At 46.5% G+C, this 17,302-nt stretch carries 14 protein-coding genes and 2 pseudogenes; 11 read left to right on the forward strand and 5 right to left on the reverse strand.

Features of this window, described 5'->3' with window-relative positions; all coding sequences use genetic code 11:
* The 7 genes and pseudogenes from recO (at window position 1) to K7I13_RS05110 (ending at window position 7,917) form a co-directional block, all read left to right on the forward strand.
* On the forward strand, window positions 1-675 hold the full coding sequence (gene recO, locus K7I13_RS05080) for a DNA repair protein RecO (protein ID WP_255948505.1): 675 nt from the start codon (window positions 1-3) through the stop codon (window positions 673-675).
* Window positions 676-904: 229 nt separating this feature from the next.
* A complete protein-coding gene (locus K7I13_RS05085) occupies window positions 905-2,233 on the forward strand; it encodes a thymidine phosphorylase (RefSeq protein ID WP_255948506.1) in 1,329 nt (442 codons plus the stop codon).
* A pseudogene (gene recJ, locus K7I13_RS05090) lies at window positions 2,230-4,355 on the forward strand (single-stranded-DNA-specific exonuclease RecJ). The gene K7I13_RS05085 and the pseudogene recJ overlap by 4 nt, the downstream one beginning before the upstream one ends.
* Complete coding sequence (locus tag K7I13_RS05095) at window positions 4,352-5,413, forward strand: M23 family metallopeptidase (protein ID WP_255948507.1); 1,062 nt, start codon at window positions 4,352-4,354, stop codon at window positions 5,411-5,413. Before recJ ends, K7I13_RS05095 begins: the two are co-directional and overlap by 4 nt.
* Window positions 5,414-5,562: 149 nt before the next feature.
* A complete protein-coding gene (rpsU, locus tag K7I13_RS05100) occupies window positions 5,563-5,772 on the forward strand; it encodes a 30S ribosomal protein S21 (protein ID WP_255948508.1) in 210 nt (69 codons plus the stop codon).
* A gap of 112 nt (window positions 5,773-5,884) precedes the next feature.
* The gene (locus tag K7I13_RS05105) at window positions 5,885-6,742 is read left to right on the forward strand and encodes a PilZ domain-containing protein (RefSeq protein WP_255948510.1); all 858 of its coding nucleotides are present in this window, start codon (window positions 5,885-5,887) and stop codon (window positions 6,740-6,742) included.
* Between the two features lie 32 nt (window positions 6,743-6,774).
* On the forward strand, window positions 6,775-7,917 hold the full coding sequence (locus K7I13_RS05110) for a tetratricopeptide repeat protein (RefSeq protein WP_255948513.1): 1,143 nt from the start codon (window positions 6,775-6,777) through the stop codon (window positions 7,915-7,917).
* Window positions 7,918-8,011: 94 nt separating this feature from the next.
* On the opposite strand, the gene K7I13_RS05115 is transcribed toward K7I13_RS05110, so the two are convergent.
* From K7I13_RS05115 to murB, 5 genes and pseudogenes are all read right to left on the reverse strand, one after another.
* A complete protein-coding gene (locus tag K7I13_RS05115) occupies window positions 8,012-8,491 on the reverse strand; it encodes a DUF192 domain-containing protein (RefSeq protein WP_255948515.1) in 480 nt (159 codons plus the stop codon).
* Window positions 8,492-8,493: 2 nt separating this feature from the next.
* On the reverse strand, window positions 8,494-9,048 hold the full coding sequence (locus K7I13_RS05120; protein ID WP_255948518.1) for a hypothetical protein: 555 nt from the start codon (window positions 9,046-9,048) through the stop codon (window positions 8,494-8,496).
* A gap of 173 nt (window positions 9,049-9,221) precedes the next feature.
* Window positions 9,222-10,459 (reverse strand): annotated as a pseudogene (locus tag K7I13_RS05125) (cyclic nucleotide-binding domain-containing protein).
* Between the two features lie 60 nt (window positions 10,460-10,519).
* Complete coding sequence (locus K7I13_RS05130; protein ID WP_255948520.1) at window positions 10,520-11,602, reverse strand: FecR domain-containing protein; 1,083 nt, start codon at window positions 11,600-11,602, stop codon at window positions 10,520-10,522.
* A 102-nt stretch (window positions 11,603-11,704) separates the two neighbouring features.
* Window positions 11,705-12,733 (reverse strand): UDP-N-acetylmuramate dehydrogenase, encoded by a 1,029-nt coding sequence (murB, locus tag K7I13_RS05135; RefSeq protein ID WP_255948522.1) that lies wholly within the window; start codon window positions 12,731-12,733, stop codon window positions 11,705-11,707.
* A gap of 73 nt (window positions 12,734-12,806) precedes the next feature.
* On the opposite strand from murB, the gene K7I13_RS05140 reads away from it, so the two are divergent.
* The 4 genes from K7I13_RS05140 to K7I13_RS05155 are packed head-to-tail and all read left to right on the forward strand — an operon-like array spanning window position 12,807 to window position 17,174.
* Window positions 12,807-14,261, forward strand: coding sequence for a cysteine--tRNA ligase (locus tag K7I13_RS05140; protein ID WP_255948524.1), 1,455 nt, complete (start codon window positions 12,807-12,809; stop codon window positions 14,259-14,261).
* 24 nt (window positions 14,262-14,285) lie between these two features.
* Window positions 14,286-14,828, forward strand: a complete 543-nt coding sequence (locus K7I13_RS05145; RefSeq protein ID WP_255948526.1) for an RNA polymerase sigma factor — start codon at window positions 14,286-14,288, stop codon at window positions 14,826-14,828.
* On the forward strand, window positions 14,818-15,510 hold the full coding sequence (locus K7I13_RS05150; protein WP_255948527.1) for an anti-sigma factor family protein: 693 nt from the start codon (window positions 14,818-14,820) through the stop codon (window positions 15,508-15,510). The genes K7I13_RS05145 and K7I13_RS05150 overlap by 11 nt, the downstream gene beginning before the upstream one ends.
* Window positions 15,510-17,174, forward strand: coding sequence for a transglutaminase domain-containing protein (locus K7I13_RS05155; RefSeq protein WP_255948528.1), 1,665 nt, complete (start codon window positions 15,510-15,512; stop codon window positions 17,172-17,174). Before K7I13_RS05150 ends, K7I13_RS05155 begins: the two co-directional genes overlap by 1 nt.
* Window positions 17,175-17,302 lie beyond the last annotated feature (128 nt).

Raw genomic sequence — 17,302 nt, forward strand, 5'->3', positions numbered from 1 at the left:
TTGATTGACAGGATCGGAAGGATTAATCACAATACCCACATGGCAAACCGTTCATGGAGTACGGAAGCTCTTGTACTGTCACTTTCTTCATTCGGCGAAATACACCGTGAAGCGATATTATTAACAAAAGATCAGGGTTTGGTCCGCGCGGCTCTTTTTGGCGGCGCGAAAAGCAGATTCAGATCGCTGGTTTCTCCATTCCATACAGGAACAGTATGGCTGTATTCCAATCCGGTGAAAAATTCAACAAAGATTACCGATTTTGATGTTACAGCCTACCGGGCCGGTATACGGGAAAATCTGGTACGTTCATGGTGCGCCTCGCTGGCGGTTGAAATTGTTTCCCGTTCCCAGGGTATAGTTGACTGGGTTCTGGTTAATTCTTTTCTGGACGGAGTAGCCGTTTCTGATGAAGCCGAATGCCGCAGGGCCCTGCTTCGTTTTTTGTGGCGGCTGCTGGTTTCCGCAGGAGTAAAACCAGATATGGAAGAATGTCTCCGGTGTGGAGAAAACAAAGAAAATGAAGTACTATATTATTTTCCGCACGAGGACGGCTGTCTGTGCAGCAATTGCGCCCGTCCGGAAGACCGGCATTTCAGACTTTCTCCGGACTCATGCAGCTATCTTTTTACGGTCGAACATTCTCCCCAAAGGATGCGCGGACGCGGACAATGAGTCCTGAAATGTACGCAGAGCTGAGGCTGTTTCTTTTTTTCCTGATCTCCAGAATGGTTAACGGACCGCTGAAAACCCTGGAAACAGGAGAGGGTATTTTATAAAAGGAAATCCCGGACAGTTTCTTCAGGATGTTTAAGATAACTTTTACTATAAGGCATTTTTCAAGCTGCCCGGTTTGAAAAACAGTTGCGTTTTTATTATACCAGTGGAATGGAGGACTGATTCAATGCGAGCTGTTGATATAATTGTTAAGAAGAGAGGCAACCCCTTATTTCCTCATGGAGAAGAATTAACCCGCAGTGAGATAGAATTCCTGATAAACGGTTATGTGAAGGGCGAAATACCGGATTACCAGATTTCGCCACTGCTCATGGCTATATATTTCAATGGCATGAGTTTTTCAGAAACAGGCGTCCTCACTGATGTTATGCTTAATTCAGGCAGCACAATAGATCTATCCGGTCTGTACGGCCCCTTCGTGGACAAGCATTCAACAGGCGGGGTCGGAGATAAAATTTCCATTCCGCTTGCCCCTATTGCGGCGGCCTGCGGCCTTAAGGTCCCAATGATGAGCGGCCGGGCTCTGGGGCATACAGGGGGAACTCTGGATAAACTTGAATCCATCACCGGATACAGGACGGACCTGTCCGTATCCGACTTCCGGAGGATTATCGAAAAAACAGGTTTCGCAATGACTGGACAGACAAAGGAAATAGTACCGGCAGACAGGCTTCTCTATGCGCTCAGGGATGTCACAGGAACAGTTGAATCCATCCCCCTGATTACAGCCAGCATTTTGTCAAAAAAAGTTGCTGAGGGCGCTGAGGCCCTGGTTTTCGACGTAAAATACGGCTCGGGAGCTTTTATGAAATCACAGGAAGATGCCGAACGTCTTGCGCAAAGTCTTGCCGGGACAGGACACGCCATGGGGAAAAAAATTGTGGCCCTTATTACCGACATGAATGAGCCGCTCGGGAATACGGTAGGCAATTTTCTTGAAATTGAAGAATCCATGGATGTGCTTGCCGGGAAAGGCCCTTCCGATGTCACGGAACTGACCTATACCTTCGCGGGATGGATGGCTGTTCTCGGCGGGATAACAGAAACTGTTGATGAAGGCAAAATACTGGCGGAGAAAGCTGTCGCCTCAGGCCGGGCAATGGAATTGTTTATGGAAAACGTACAGCTTCAGGGCGGCGATACAGAAAAACTGCTTGCGGACAAAAACACCCGCAGAAGCAGCTATCATCATGTATTAACTTCCTCACAGGACGGATTTATAGCAGGAATTGATGCATATAAGCTGGGACTGGCCGGCGTACATCTTGGCGTCGGCCGGAACCGTACGGATGAATCTGTTGATCCGGACGCCGGTATTATCATACATTTTCATAAAGGGGACAGCATAAAAAAAGGGGACATTATTTTCGACATATTCGGAAAAAATGAAGAAAGTCTGGAACCCGCGGCGGTCCTGATTGAACAGGCCCTTACCTGTTCGGACAGGCAACCTGAGAAAACACCGCTCATTATCAAGGAAATAACCGCATTATGATATGGAATAAAAAAAATATAAGCCGAGAACTTGTAAAAGAAATAACCGGCCGTTACGGCTGCGACGCGCTTACCGCTTCAATTTTAATCCGGAGAGGTGTAATTGAAGGTCCCGATATCCTTTTTTATCTGGAAGATGATCTCAGATATCTGCATAATCCCTTTCTGTTCAGCGCGATGGAAGATACTGTAGACAGAATTCTGACGGCAAAAGAAGAAGGTGAAAAGGTCCTTATTTTTGGCGACCGCGATGTGGATGGGATTACCTCAACGACCCTGCTTTTCCAGGCCCTCACGGATATAGGGATGGATGTTACCTGGAAAGTGCCCTCAGGGAATGAATCCTACGGATTAAGCATTGCTGCGGTTGATGAACACGCGAAAAATTACGGAACCCTGATTATTACTGTTGACTGCGGCATCTCCTGTATTGAAGAAATCGCCCACGCCAACGAATTGAATATAGATGTAATTGTACTCGACCACCACAACGCGCAGGATACACTCCCCGCTGCCGTCAGCATAATTAACCCGAAAGTAGAGGGTTCGGGCTACCCGTTTCGGGATCTCGCGGGCTGCGCTGTTGTATGGAAATGTATCAGCGCGCTCCGTTTCGGAATGAAAGAACTGTATAAGCAGGAAATCTGTCTCCTGAATGTACGGCCCGCAAATGAAGCCTATATTATCGAAGCAATAAAAACCGTTAACATGATAGAAACGGGAAGAATTACCGAAACCATAGTACCCGGAATGATTTCCATTGAACAGACAAGGCTGATCCCCTTTTTACAGGGCCAGCAGATATTTGTCTGGGATGCGCCTATGCAGACCAAGCAGCTGGAAAAGATATTCGGAAAAGGCGTCGAATTTAATTTTTTTGATATTTCGGAAGAGGTAGGAAAAATAATCCCCGCCGTCCGCGGAATGAGCCTCCTGAAATTGAAAGATTTGTCCCGGATCGCACGGTATCAGGATGCCCCGGCAGGAGAACTTGACGGATTTTTCAACATTTTTATCACTTTCCTCCAAAAGAAAAATTCACTGTTCGCGAAACGCGAAACTGAAGAACTGCAGCTTGTTGCAATCGGAACTCTGGCCGATTTAATGCCCCTGAAAAATGAAAACCGCATCCTTGTCAGGCAGGGACTGGCAGCCATTAATACCAGTCCGAGGCCCGGGCTTGCCGAGCTGCTTGCCAGGCAAAACCTTATCGGAAAAAAATAAGTACAACGGAAATCGCATGGCAAATATCGCCGGCGATAAACGCAACCGGGCGGATGGGTAAACCGGAAACAGCGGTGCAGCTCCTGATCTCGCAGGACAAAAACGAACGAAACGCCTTATCGGAGCAGATAATAACAATGAATACCGAACGCAAACAGCTCGGGAATGACGGCTGGATTATTGCCGAACCCCTTGCCCGGGAAAGTCTGGAAAAACTCCACTCAAACCTGGTCCTTGTTGCAAGTACGGAAATCCACCGGGGCATTACGGGAATTATGGCAAACCGTCTGGCAAACTGCTTTAAGGTACCGGCCATTGTTATCTGCTTTCTGGAAGACGACACCATTGTAGGTTCCATGCGTTCGGCCAGAGGCGTCCGCCTCGAAACAGTCCTTGCTCACTGCTCGGACCTTTTTATTGACCACGGCGGGCATACCTTTGCGGCCGGTTTCAGCTTTTGCCGCAAACATCTTGATGAATTCTATGCGAGAATTGAAAATATTTCAGCGTCAATCGAATTTCCCGACACGGCGGATGAACAGGAAATAATTATTGATGCCGAAATCCCCCATACCTTTCTTTCGCCCGCCCTTCTCGATTTGGTAGACCGTTTTGAACCCTACGGCGAAGGCAATGCCCAGATCGAGCTTATGGCAAAAAATCTGAAAATAATATCCGCGGATATTGTGGGAAAAACGGAAAAGCAGCATCTTAAACTTACACTTGACTGCGGTACATATAAATGGCCCGCCATGTACTGGCAGGAAGCGCAAAGACTTAACAGGGATTTTTCCGTCGGCGACTCCGCAGACGCGGTATTTCAGGTTACGAGGAACATATTTAATGGCATGGAAACACCTCAAATGATTTTGCGTGACCTGCGGAGAGCCGGGGAATGAACAGACGGAAACTGGCCGCTGCATGCGGAATTCTCACCGTGCTGTCTTTTTTCTCCGGAGTCTTTGCCTCCGGAAAAAGGGAACAGAGGGAATACCAGCTTGTCTTCGGCGCCGGACGGCCTGATCCCGCGAAGCATGAAAATAACTGGACTATTACAGCACCGGCCGCCTGCGCCCCGGGGGACATGGTTACCGTATTGTTTATATCGGAATACCCTATTGCAGCCGCGCAGGCATCCATCCTTGACCTTAACGGTGTAAAAAAAAGCGAAGGGCTTCCCTTTCCTGAAAAAGCCGGAACAGAACCGGAAAGCGAACAGCCGCCACGAAAACAGAAAGAAATACATTCCGCGCCGGTAAACGCAGAAAAAAAATATACACAGATTGCGTTTTTGCCTCTTTCGACTTTTCTTGAACCCGGCAACTATATTCTGCAGTCCGAAGCCGAAACCGGCAATACAGTCATAAAATCGACAACTCCCTTTACAGTGCTGGAAAAAGAATTTATTACCGAAGAACTCTATCTGAACAGCAGAAATACCGCAATAAGAACCGATACCTCGCCCGAGAGGGACGACCAGATAAAAAGACTCAACGCCATTCTGTTTTCACAGAATAATGACGCGCCGAGGTTCGCGGGACCCTATATTCTTCCGCTTTCGTCAATACGCCGGACGTCCCAGTTTGCTGAACGGCGCATATACCGGTATAACACCGGCAGGACGGATACCAGCACCCATTACGGAGTCGATTTCGGTGTTCCCATCGGGACCCCTGTTTTCGCCTCCGGCGACGGAATTATCGTTATGGCGGAAAACAGAATATCAACCGGCTGGACTATTGTTATTGAACATCTCCCGGGGGTCTTTTCCCTGTATTACCATCTGGATACGCTGGCGGCGGATGTCGGGGAATATGTCCGGGCAGGAACCCTTATCGGAAAATCAGGGAATACGGGATTATCAACCGGACCGCATCTGCACTGGGAATTCAGAGTTAACGGGGCCGCCGTTTCGCCCGACTTTTTTGTCGGAACGGTCCTGTATGAGGCGGACTGAATATTCCGTCTTTTATCCAAAACTGTTGTTATATCCGCGGAGGAGAGTTTATTTTATGCAGTTTCAGGGGCCTTTATATTGACAACGAACTCTTTTTCAGCATAAAATCTAGTTTCAAGTCTGACGGTGATACCGGAAGGGGTGATTCAGTGGCACATATTGTAATAGACGATTCCGAAAATCTTGAAAAAGCTATCAAACGCTTCAAACGCATGGTTGAAAAAGAAGGAATTATCCGCGAATGGAAAAAACGCGAATACTATGAAAAGCCGTCGACCATTCTTAACCGGAAAAACAAAGCGCTCCGCCGGAAACTCATGAAAAAAACACGGAAAACAAAGGACTCGAAAGGGTTTTAATACGCGTTTTAGTTTGAATAGTTGTTGTAAAGCCCGGTTTTATAACTGGGTTTTATTATATAATTAAATTGTTCAGTTGACCTTTTAAAAGAACCCCTCTATATTAAAGTCTATGGATTATGTAACAAGTCAGCGGCTGGCCCGGTATTATGACTTATATCAGAACATCGATGTTACTTTTACAAAAGAAGTAATAAATGCGATAGATTTGATTCCGCAGCAGGTATATATTAAAACCCGCGACGGCCAGTGGCCCTGCGTAATTAATTCAGCCTCACTTGTAGGCGCAAAAGTCATTGCCGGAATAAAAAGCGGATTATACGCAAAAATAAACCAGGGAAATAACTCCGTAAGCCTCCGTTTCGCATTTCTCAGCCAGGAAAAGAAAGAAGCCCTTACGTTCTTTGTTTCGGCAAAGGTTCTGGGAATGAACCAGTATGCGGATTCTCCTGATCTGATTCTTATAAGCATCCAGTATACCCAGCGGGCGCCGGACGACCTCATAGAGAGACTCGGCTCCCTGCTTGAAGCAAATGTAAATTTCGCGAAGCGGAAGGAAGAACGCATTACGATTAATACGGAAAGCATGCAGAAACTGGGCATTATCCGCAAGGAATGTATTCTTTTTGTCCAGGAAACTCCGTACCGGTGCATTCTCAGGGACGTATCATTTTCAGGAGCAAAAATCCTGATGGCAGGCGATTCTTCATTTTTGCTTAACCAGCCAAGTATCCTCAAAATCGACTTTGATGACTCACGGGCGGCAATAAAGCTTCTCGGAAAAATAGTCCGCGCCGAGGAAATAGAAAGCGGGAAAAACATTGTCGCGCTTTCCATTGCATATGAGGAAAAAACGGTACCTATGCTGTATAAGATGCATATCAACACCTATCTGACCCAGCAGAGGCGCATTCAAATCCAGCGCACGCCGAATGAGGATGACTCACAAAAGTCGGAAACTGACAATTAAAAAAAAATCTTTACACTGCTGCGGGAGTATTCATGGCCCATCCGTTTGATTCACTTGTTTTTATAACCATCACGGAAAACCATAGTTTTTCGGATGTTTTTCCCGAATTTGATCCTTCAATACCGCTGCCGGTACAGCTTTCCGCCCCGGATGAAAAAATAGAACTGAGCGGACTTTCAAATGAAATGATTCTAGCGGGAATTCTGACTGTTTTTGCCTATGACAGGGACAATCCTCATCTTGAGTATTACCGTTCGATAATCAGGGCAGTATACCCTTCTGTGCGGGACGAAATGACCGAAGTTGCCGTAATGAAGATAAAAAACGGCGACTTTAACCTGGCCGAAGAGATTTTTCTCGCGCTGAACGGGCTAGACCCCCAGGATATGCAAACAGTGCTGAACCTTGCCCTGCTGAATGATGAAAGATCGGACAACATGCGCCGATCCGGACTGGACGATGAGGCTGATCTCTTTTGTGAAAACGCGGTGGAATTTTACCGGACAGCCATTGCCGCAGAACAGCCGATGCCGGAGGCCTTTTTCCATGCAGGATTGTTTTACCTTAAACAGAAAAATTTCAAAAAAGCCAGACATTTGCTTGAAACATATATGAAAACTGAAACGGCCGAGACCGAGCAGGTCCAGGCAAGAAAAGACAGGGCTCTTCAGATAATAAACAGTATATCCTCAAGCGAACTCGATGATGATCTTTTTAAATCGGCGTATGATTTTATCAATATGGGCCAGGAAGAAAGAGCGCTGGAACAAATCAGATTATTTCTGGAACACCATCCCAAGGTATGGAACGCCTGGTTTTTACTCGGCTGGGCGTTACGAAGGCTCAAACGCTGGGAAGATGCGCGCGCCGCCTTTATTCAGGCGCTGGAACTTGGAAAACTCGCCGGTTCCGGTATCGAATCGGCTTATACCGATATATGCAATGAACTGTCCATCTGCCTTATGGAACTGGGCGAAACAGACGAAAGCAGGAAATGGCTTATTTCAGCGCTGGAACAGGAACCTGAAAATACAAAAATAATTTCGAACCTCGGCCTGGTGGCGCTCAAGCAGGGAAACCCGGAAGAGGCCGCTGGTTTTTTCAGAACAGTTCTGGAAATTGACCCGAATGACTATATTGCCCGGGAAATGCTTGATCAGATAACGGAAAAGTAAAATACTCCCCAGAGCAGGGCAGACCTTCGGTCTGGAGTATTTTTCGCCCCCGTGGAATTGGTCTCTGGTATTAAACCCCGCCTCGAATAACGCTTCAGTTTTTTGTCTTCAGTATGGCATCCAGTGAGGCCTGAGTAAGGCTGTCCCCTACAGTAATACCGGCGCGGGAAAACCAGCCCGCAGGGACTTCCAGCGCATACCGCATGGAACCCGTGCTTGAAACAGTCTTGGTACTATACGGCGTCAGTTCATGAATTTCCCTGATTATTCCGCGGGAATCAATATAGGCTATTGAAAGCGGATGGGGCGTATCCTTCATCCAGAAATGCAGTCTTCTGTCCTGTGTATTAACAAATATCATGCCCGTTCCGTCAGGAATGTTTTTCCTGCCCATATAGCCCTTTTCCTGCTCCTGCGGGGTCCGCGCCGCCTCTACCGTTAACCGGACAAGACTTTCCCCGGAAGTACGGATTTCTATCGGAATTTTTTCCATCGCTGACATTCCCGAGCAGGCTGAAACAATCAGCATAACGCCGACACAGAATCCTGCTGCCGTATTGATTTTTATTTTCATGATTAAAACTCGCTGATAAACATTTCCCGCAGCATGTCGGACGCGGCCTGTTCCGTACCGCTTGCTTCCATCAGTTCGCCGAACATCTGCGCGTCAACATATTTGACCGTCAGAGGACGCTCAAGCGAAAGCGTTACCCTTTCATCATTCCAGACTGCTTTCAGGGGATTCAGGATTGCCGGTTCCCCGTATTTTTCAAGGAGTGCGGAAAAAACCGAATAATAGTCAATTCTTTCCGGATTCAGTTTAAAAGTCATTATATACAGATTTCCGTCATGAAACTGGAACCAGGAGCGTTCTATAAATGAAGCGCCCGCGGTTTCAATGAGAGCCTTGTTTGGCGCCGGAAGAAGGGACACGTCACGGTCTCCCCGGTAGCCGAATATACCGTCAGCCAGCAGCTGTTTTTTGACCGCTTCAATATCCATTCCGAGTCTGATTCGGCGGTATGTATCTGAAATTTCGGCTCCCTGCCCTTCAGTCTGGGCCGCCAGAGTGAAAATGCCAAAAAGAAAAGAGCATACACCTAAAAAAAAACGCAGTTTTCCGGTTTTCATATTATGATTTTCGGAAAAAAAAGAAATTTATTCAGCCTAAATGAGGATTATAGTCAAATAATTTAAATTATTTGACTATTTCCGGTTATAAGTGTTTCTGATATACAGAATTAGCCTATTGTTTATATCAGAAACTTACATTAAAGGTGTATATTTTCGGTTTTCCGGAGATATTACCAGGGCCGGGCGGTACTCCGGGTACTGCGGGCATATTCCATCTGGACCAGTTTTTTCCGGTAGGAAGAAACTTTTTTAAGTTCAACAAGATCAGTCACACAGATTTTTTCATTTTCAAGACGGATAATGGGTTCTTTCAGGAAATCCTGAATAATACCGCTCACCTCTTCTTTTTGAATTCCGCACATATTCGCAAGTTCAACAGGACCGAAATCAAACTGGTAGGATTTCGGCACATCCATTGAAACACGGAGTTTTTCAAGCTGAATGGTAAGCATATCACACATTCTGGCCACAGGATCATTTATCCGGGTATTTGCAAGCTGTTTATACATAAGCCAGATACGGTCGGCCAGGGTTGTGGTGAGGCGGGCAATAAGCTGGGGCTGTCTTGAAACCATAAGGTTGAAGTTCTGTCTGTTTACTGCCAGCAGCTGGGTTCCTTCCATCGCTATGGCGCTGGCTGAACGCGGTTTGTTTTCAAGAAGGGCCATTTCACCGAACATATCGCCATTTTTCAGAACAGCGAGGAGTACCTCATTGTTATCGACAATTTTGGTTATTTTCACCTGCCCTTTCTGAATAATATAGAGTTCGGCGCCGGGCTGGCATTCACAGAAAACCATGGATTCCACGGGATAAACCCGGGACATATCGCCTGTCTTCGGTTCAAAAAGGGTCGGATTAATGCTCAATCCCGTTGATTTTATTGCCAGAAACCGCTCCCGGGCAGCCCCGGCATAGGGACCGTTCGGAGCATTCTTCAGATAATGATAGTAGGCATACAGGGCAAGATTGTATTTTCCCATTTTTGCATAATACTCGCCGATATTGTAGAGCTGGGAAATATCCGCTTCCACATTTTTTTTCAGGGTTATCCGGGTGAGGGCCTCGTCAAGGTAGCGCATTTTTTTGAAAATGAAAGAATTATCTTCATGGCTACCGGAGTATTTTTTTCGATAAGTTCAGGATACTGGTCTTTGCGGACAGATATGAGTGTTACATCGGTAAGCGCTATTGCCGTTTCAATCTGGCTGTGGCTGGACATACTGGAGACTACCCCGATAAAGTCGCCCGGGCCGAGGATATTTCCATCCTGTTCGGCTACAACCTGGGTTTCCCGGGTAATCTGAACCTGACCGCCCTGTATAATATAAAAGCGGTCTGATTCGGCCTTGCCTTCAACGAGAATATAGGAACCTCTTCTAAAATTTACATATGATAATTGTAACAAATACTACCACCCGAAACTTCAGTATAAATTTGAGTTCCTATAATGTCAATTACAAAATATCTAAAAATCCGCAAACGGGGAAATACCGTCATTTCTGAGCATATACTGTTTTTCAGCCGCATTATAGAAGGCCATATCCTCGGCCATTTTTTTCAGGTCCTTATTAAACTGTGTTACAAAAGCCTGGACGGTCTGGCCGTCAGATAATTTCCGGTTCATTTCCGATTTCGGAATAAGGGGAATAACTTCCTGCAGGCGGTAAAAATGTATCATTGTAAGGACGGCATTCGGACGGATGCTGACAAGTTCCCGCGTAACAGAGGGTTTTTCGCGGGCCCAGTCCGCCCGGGTACCGATCGAGGCCCCTGTTTTTGCAGCGGTTATCCATTTTTTCATTGTGCTGTTTGAACGCAGTTTCGCGACATCCTTGGTAAATTCAGAAGAATAGCGTTTCCAGGAGGGCATCAGCTGATTAATAAAACCCACGGAATCGCTGACAAACAATTCAATATTGAATTCCTGCCATTTGCCATATACTTCCCCCCAGTTTGTGTCAAAGTCGCCTTCGGGAAAATCAACTGCCCGGAGGGTTCCCGAATTCGATATTTCCACCATTACGCCCGGAACTGAGGAAAGACCATTTGCTTTGGAGTCGGTCGTGGTACAGAAGACCTCGCCTTCCTTACAGGCAACAATTGACGCTCCGTTAAAACTGGCCGCGGAAAATTCAGTACCCCGGACGCCAAGAACAGAAGAAGAAGTCCGGACCTGCGCGCCCGAATTAACCCCCGCAAGTCTTTTTACCTTGAGGTTGACGGCGCCCGTCATAAGCTGGACTTCATTCGAGGCCCCTCCGGACAGGTTGTCCTGCCGTATAATCGCAGTTGTTTTGGGAACAATCTGGATGTTTCCGGTGAGTCCCGAGTCCCTGTTAAAGGCAATAGATATCAGGCCATCGGATTGAGTGGTAATCTGGTCAAGATTTTCTATTGACGTGCCAATACCGATATTTTTTACCTCTTCGCCATTACGGATAAGAGAGGCGCGGCCTTCCATATAGTCGATTTGTCCGACTACCTGTGCGGAGAGAACCGCAATGCACCCAAAAATCAGCAGGATTCCGGTAAAAACCTGTTTTTTCATACTATACTCCTTTAATTTATGTTTCTGAAATAAAGAATCAGTTAATTCTTTACTTCAGAAATACTCAGGATCGGGAGCAGCCAAATAATTTATTTGACTATATCACTCCTCTTCAATATTTTCCCATTCACCGGCAATAATTATTTCAGGTTCAAGCACAAAGCCTGTCCGGTCATATACCTGTTCTTTTATCTTTTTGATAAGCGCATACACTTCCGATGCCCGCGCATTACCCGTATTTATAATAAAATTCCCGTGCCAGGGGGACACCTGCGCATCGCCTATCCGCAGCCCGCACAGGCCTGTTTCATCAATAATTTTCCCCGACGGTTTCCCGTACTCCCTGTTGTTTTTAAAGGCGCTGCCCGCAGAAGGATACCGGAAATGCCCTTTTTCTTCTCTGTCCCTGATATGTTCATTCATTTCCTGAGTGATATGTTCAGGTAAACCGGGAAAAAGCCTGAAAGTTACGGAAAGTATTACCGGCGTACCGCCATACAGCAGTAAAGGTTTTTCTCCGTACTCTTTCTGAAAGGGCGATCTTTTATACTCCCATTCGGAAGGAATATACTGTCTCTTTTCAATTATACACCTTTCTTCGCGAAAACCAACTATTTCAGCTTCAAAAAAAACATCCGATATTGAACAGGCGTAGCACCGGGCATTCATATAGGCGGCGCCGCCGACAGTACCCGGCAGTCCGGCAAAGCTTTCCAGCCCCGAAAGTCCGTGTTCCGCACACCATTGGGTCAGGGTATTCATTTCACAGCCGGCTTCGGCGGTAACCAGAACAGGCTTATCCGGGTCCCCGGTATCCGAAAAAGTAATCCGGTCCAGTTTTACCGGAGATAGTACCGCCCCCCGGATACCCGTATCAGAAACAAGAAGGTTCGAGCCGCCGCCGACAATCGATACCGGTATTCCGTTTTGCATGAAAAAAGTAATGAGTTCAATAAGAATTTCACGGTTTTCAGGCTCAATATAAACATCCGCAGGCCCTCCGGTACGAAATGACGTATGAGCGGACATGGGTTCATCAAACAGCAGTTTTCGCTGTCCGAGCAGCCCGCGGATCAGAGGATGGTCTTTTGTGATATTGCTATTTTCCAGTAATTTACGTACATTATTCATATTCAATGTTAATTATATAGGAAAAACAATTGTTGCAAAAGGGAAGATTGTCCCGGAAAAGGCGGAGGAAATAATGGCTTTGGAACTATACAATACCATGAGCAGATCTATTGAACAGTTCCAGCCTCTGGATTCCGGAAAAGTCGGTTTTTATGGCTGCGGGCCCACGGTATATAATTACGCCCATATAGGGAACCTTCGCGCCTATGTTTTTCAGGATACGCTTACACGTGCGCTCCGTTTTCTCGGCTATGATGTGGCCCATGTAATGAATATCACCGATATCGGGCATCTGGCGGACGACGCGGATGACGGTGAAGATAAAATGGTCAAAACGGCGGAAGAACGCGGAAAGTCGGTTCTTGAAATCGCCGAGTATTATACAGACGCCTTTTTCAGAGACACGGAACAGCTGAATATAATCAGGCCATCAGTAGTGTGTAAGGCAACCGAACATATCCCCCAAATGATTGATCTCATAAAGCGGATTGAGGCAAATGGCCATACCTACATGGCCGGCGGAAACCTGTATTATGATATTTCCACATTTCCCGATTACGGAAAACTCGCAAGGCTTGATCTGAATGATTTAAAAGCGGGCGCGCGCATAGAAATAGATGAGAATAAACGAAATCCCTATGACTTTGTACTGTGGTTCACCAAGAGTAAATTCGAAAACCAGGCCCTGACCTGGGACTCTCCCTGGGGCCGCGGGTATCCCGGCTGGCACATCGAGTGCTCAGCAATGAGTATGTATTATCTCGGAGAACAGTTTGACATTCATACCGGTGGAATAGACCATATCCCGATCCACCATACAAATGAAATAGCCCAGAGTGAGGGCGCAACCGGGAAAAAATGGGTGTATTACTGGCTCCATAATGAATTTCTTGTCATGTCAAAGGGAAAAATGTCAAAATCGAGCGGTAATTTTATTACCCTTCAGACAATCATTGATGAGGGGTATGAAGCCCTGGATTACCGATATTTTCTTCTCGGTGGACATTACCGGAACCAGCTCGCTTTTTCCTGGGAATCCATGAACAGTGCGAAAAACTCGCGGCGAAGCCTGCTCCAGCGGATTAAAAAACTGATTGAGTCCGCAGGGAATACGGATTTCAGCTCCGGTGATTTTACGTCCCTTGAGAATACCCCGGCCTCGGTGTATGCAGAGCGATTTAAAAGCCACATCGAACAGGATTTGAATACTCCGCGCGCGCTTTCGGAATTGCAGGCCCTGCTGCGCGCCCCGGACATATCTCCGGAACATATACTGCAGGGGATTGCCCTTATGGATACCGTCCTGGGCCTTAATCTGATAACCGAAGCCCGGAAAAGTATCACGGAGCAGAATAGCGCCGCTGCCAGTGATGAAGATAATACATTTATAGAGGAGCTTGTTGCCGAACGGACCGAAGCAAAGCAAACAAAAAACTGGACCCGGGCGGATGAAATCCGTAACCTTCTCAGGGAAAAAGGGATTATACTTGAAGATACTCCTTCGGGAACAATCTGGAGACGATCATGAGTTGTAACTATTCCGGGGGATTATGTGTTTGAAACAGTAGATGTGCTCCGGGCGACGGATGAAAAAGATTTCCGGACGATTTACACGGAAACGATGCCGATATTGTTCAAAATCGCATACCGTATTGCCGGCAATGAAGAAGCCGCTGAGGATTTAAGTCATGATGCGCTTATTAAAATGACGGAAAAGGATATGCAGTTTCCGTCGGTAAATGACGCGAAATACTGGCTTATACGTGTAGTAAAAAATGCCTCGCTCAATTATGCGAAAAGAAAAACCCGTGAAAGGCGGGCCTATGAGCGGGTATTAAAGGAAGACAAGCGGACGATTGATTCGGGAGAAACCATCCTCCTGAAACGGGATTCGATCAAAAGAGTCCAGGATGCACTTGAAAAACTTCCTCCGAATCTGCGGGTTGTACTTCAGCTCAAGGAATACGGGGATTTGAACTATAAAGAAATTGGGCGGGTTTTAGGAATTACCGAAGGCAATGTTAAGGTCAGAGTTTTCCGTGCCCGCGAGCAATTATCACGTTTATTAGAAGAGGATGATGTTTATGTGCCCTGATCCTGATCTTTATTCTTCTTATCTGGATGGAGAAATCCCTTCTCCCTGGAAAGAAAGGCTTGCAAGCCATATGGAATCGTGTGAAGCCTGTAAAAAAAGATATGAAAAATACCGGCAGCTGCATATAGTAATGCATTCGGATGTGCCGGCAGTTTCGCAGGAAATAATGGAATCTTCATTTACACAAATTTCCGCAAGGCACAGAATGATTGTGCAAACCATGTACCAGAAGAAAACCCAGACTTCATCCTGGATACAGAAATCGGTCCGGCTCCCGCTGCCCGCGTTTGCCGCCATACTGCTTGCCGCGATTTTTCTTCCCAGTATTTTTGTAATGCAATCAGCCGGCTCTGTAAACAGGGAGCAGACAAGGCAGTTTAATGCTATTTTATCAGCCCTCCAGCAGAATATGTCAAACCAGCATATGGTAAATACAAGCCTGCCGGTCATTTACAGTCCCGATATGCCGGAAAGAACAGTTTCCAATACGCGTCAGCCGGAAGGCGGACAGATTTTTACTGTTGTTGACTACGGCAAAAATTTTGCCACCGACAAAACTATGTTTTCCAACGCTGAAATTATTATAATCAGCCTTCCTGATATTACCCGTTTCAGCAATACGGGGGAGCAGCTTTTTTCCAGAAAGGAAGCTTCACAGCGTTTCGTGAACTATTATAAATAATGAAACAAAATTTTTTTACCGGTCTCTTCCAGCGTTCTGCGTTATTCAGGTTTCTGATCCTGCCTGTCCTGTTTCTTCTGTTCATTGCATGCATCGCAGGTATTACCTTTTTACTGAAACGGGATCCTGTTATTGAGTCCATATCCCCTGCGGTTGCGGAACCGGAAGAAATAGTTATTCTCCGGGGAAGGGACTTCGGCGACGAACAGGGGGATTCCTGGATAGAACTGGGCGGGAACCGGCTGTCGAATTCAACTGTTATAAAATGGTCCGATTCCACTATCATGTTTAAATTGCCGCCCCTTGCCGATGAAGGGCTGCTGTATGTATGCAGCAGGTACGGAAAAAGCAATCCCCAGATGCTGGCAAATAAAAAAAACATCCCTGTTATTATTCAAACCGCTTCAGACATAGGCCTGCCCGTTATTTCCCAGTTTGACTCCGCAAGAACCTCAATAGGAAAACGTTTAATAATCACCGGTAAGAATTTCGGGGTGTCCCGCAGCGGGGCCCAGGTGTTCTTCACCTGGGAAAATGATCCGCTGAATTACAGTTTTCAGCCTGAGCAAATGATTGCTGCCGGTTATGAGCAGGAATCCGATTATGAATACTGGAGTGACCAGGAAATCCGTGTGAGGGTTCCGGACGGCGCGGCCACAGGAAATGTGTATATCCAGACAGAACGGGGACTGAGTAATCCGGCGCAGATAGAATTGATCAACATGCCGGGTACAAAAAAGTACACGGACCGGAGAACCTATGTTTTGTCCCTGCAGATAGATATCACCAATCTGGAAGCCGAAAACGGAAACACGCTTTTTCTGCGTGTCCCGAGGCCCGCTGTAAGCGCTTCCCAGCGAGGAATCCGCATAACCGAGTCATCCCCTGATCCGTATATGGAAAATCACCGGGGGACAATTCTTGTAAAGCTTGAAAATCTGAGAACAGGAAAAAACGAGAGAATTTCCAATTCCTTTATTCTGACAAATTATGGCATAGAAACCGAAATTAATCCGGCCCGTGTCAGGACTTACTCGGACAAAGAAGATCCTTTTTATCTGCTGTATACGGCCGCCGACCCCATTGTTCCTTCCGATAATGAGGAAATAAAAAAAATGGCCGCTTCCATTACCGGAAGGGAACAGAACCCTTACCGGAAAGCAAACATGATTTATTCATGGCTGACCGGAAATTTTTCATACAATCCGCCGGCCAGTCCTGACCGTCCGGTTACCGAGGCTCTGAATACACAGAGCGGAGACGCATATGATCTGGCTGTTTTATTCTGTGCGCTCGCCCGCGCGTCGGGGATTCCCTCAATACCGGCGGCAGGAATTCTTATCGACCAGAAACTGAATCCGGTCACACATTACTGGGCTGAATTTTATATTGAGAATTTCGGATGGTTTCCGGTCGACCCCGCGCTTGAAATCGGGATCCCCTTCTCTGTAAATGCTGAAAAAAACCGGCATTTCGGAAATATTGATGTAAATCATATAGCTTTTTCAAGGGGCTGGACTGACCAGAAACCGATGACTCCTAACAGCAAAATCGTTTACAGGCCCCGGGCCTTTGCGTTCCAGTCTGTGTGGGAAGAATCAATAGGCAAAATAAGCGGCTATACTTCATTCTGGACCAATCCGGGCGTTGTCGGTTTTTATTAAAGACCGGCGAATTCCGGTTTTGACGCAAAAATAGCGTTCTCCTTCCTGACATAATTCATAATTTAGGGTATAAGTTATCTGAGGCGATTTCAAAATGTCAGATTTTGAAATCGCTTCCCTATATGTAA

Source organism: Brucepastera parasyntrophica, from assembly GCF_022376835.1.
Lineage (GTDB): Bacteria > Spirochaetota > Spirochaetia > Treponematales > Treponemataceae > Brucepastera > Brucepastera parasyntrophica.

Bases quoted from the DNA above. Each gene is read 5' to 3' on its own strand.
- K7I13_RS05085 (WP_255948506.1), top strand. From the start codon at position 905: ATGCGAGCTGTTGATATAATTGTTAAGAAGAGAGGCAACCCCTTATTT.
- K7I13_RS05095 (WP_255948507.1), top strand. From the start codon at position 4,352: ATGAACAGACGGAAACTGGCCGCTGCATGCGGAATTCTCACCGTGCTG.
- K7I13_RS05105 (WP_255948510.1), top strand. From the start codon at position 5,885: ATGGATTATGTAACAAGTCAGCGGCTGGCCCGGTATTATGACTTATAT.
- K7I13_RS05110 (WP_255948513.1), top strand. From the start codon at position 6,775: ATGGCCCATCCGTTTGATTCACTTGTTTTTATAACCATCACGGAAAAC.
- K7I13_RS05115 (WP_255948515.1), bottom strand. From the start codon at position 8,491: ATGAAAATAAAAATCAATACGGCAGCAGGATTCTGTGTCGGCGTTATG.
- K7I13_RS05120 (WP_255948518.1), bottom strand. From the start codon at position 9,048: ATGAAAACCGGAAAACTGCGTTTTTTTTTAGGTGTATGCTCTTTTCTT.
- K7I13_RS05130 (WP_255948520.1), bottom strand. From the start codon at position 11,602: ATGAAAAAACAGGTTTTTACCGGAATCCTGCTGATTTTTGGGTGCATT.
- murB (WP_255948522.1), bottom strand. From the start codon at position 12,733: ATGAATAATGTACGTAAATTACTGGAAAATAGCAATATCACAAAAGAC.
- K7I13_RS05140 (WP_255948524.1), top strand. From the start codon at position 12,807: ATGGCTTTGGAACTATACAATACCATGAGCAGATCTATTGAACAGTTC.
- K7I13_RS05150 (WP_255948527.1), top strand. From the start codon at position 14,818: ATGTGCCCTGATCCTGATCTTTATTCTTCTTATCTGGATGGAGAAATC.
- K7I13_RS05155 (WP_255948528.1), top strand. From the start codon at position 15,510: ATGAAACAAAATTTTTTTACCGGTCTCTTCCAGCGTTCTGCGTTATTC.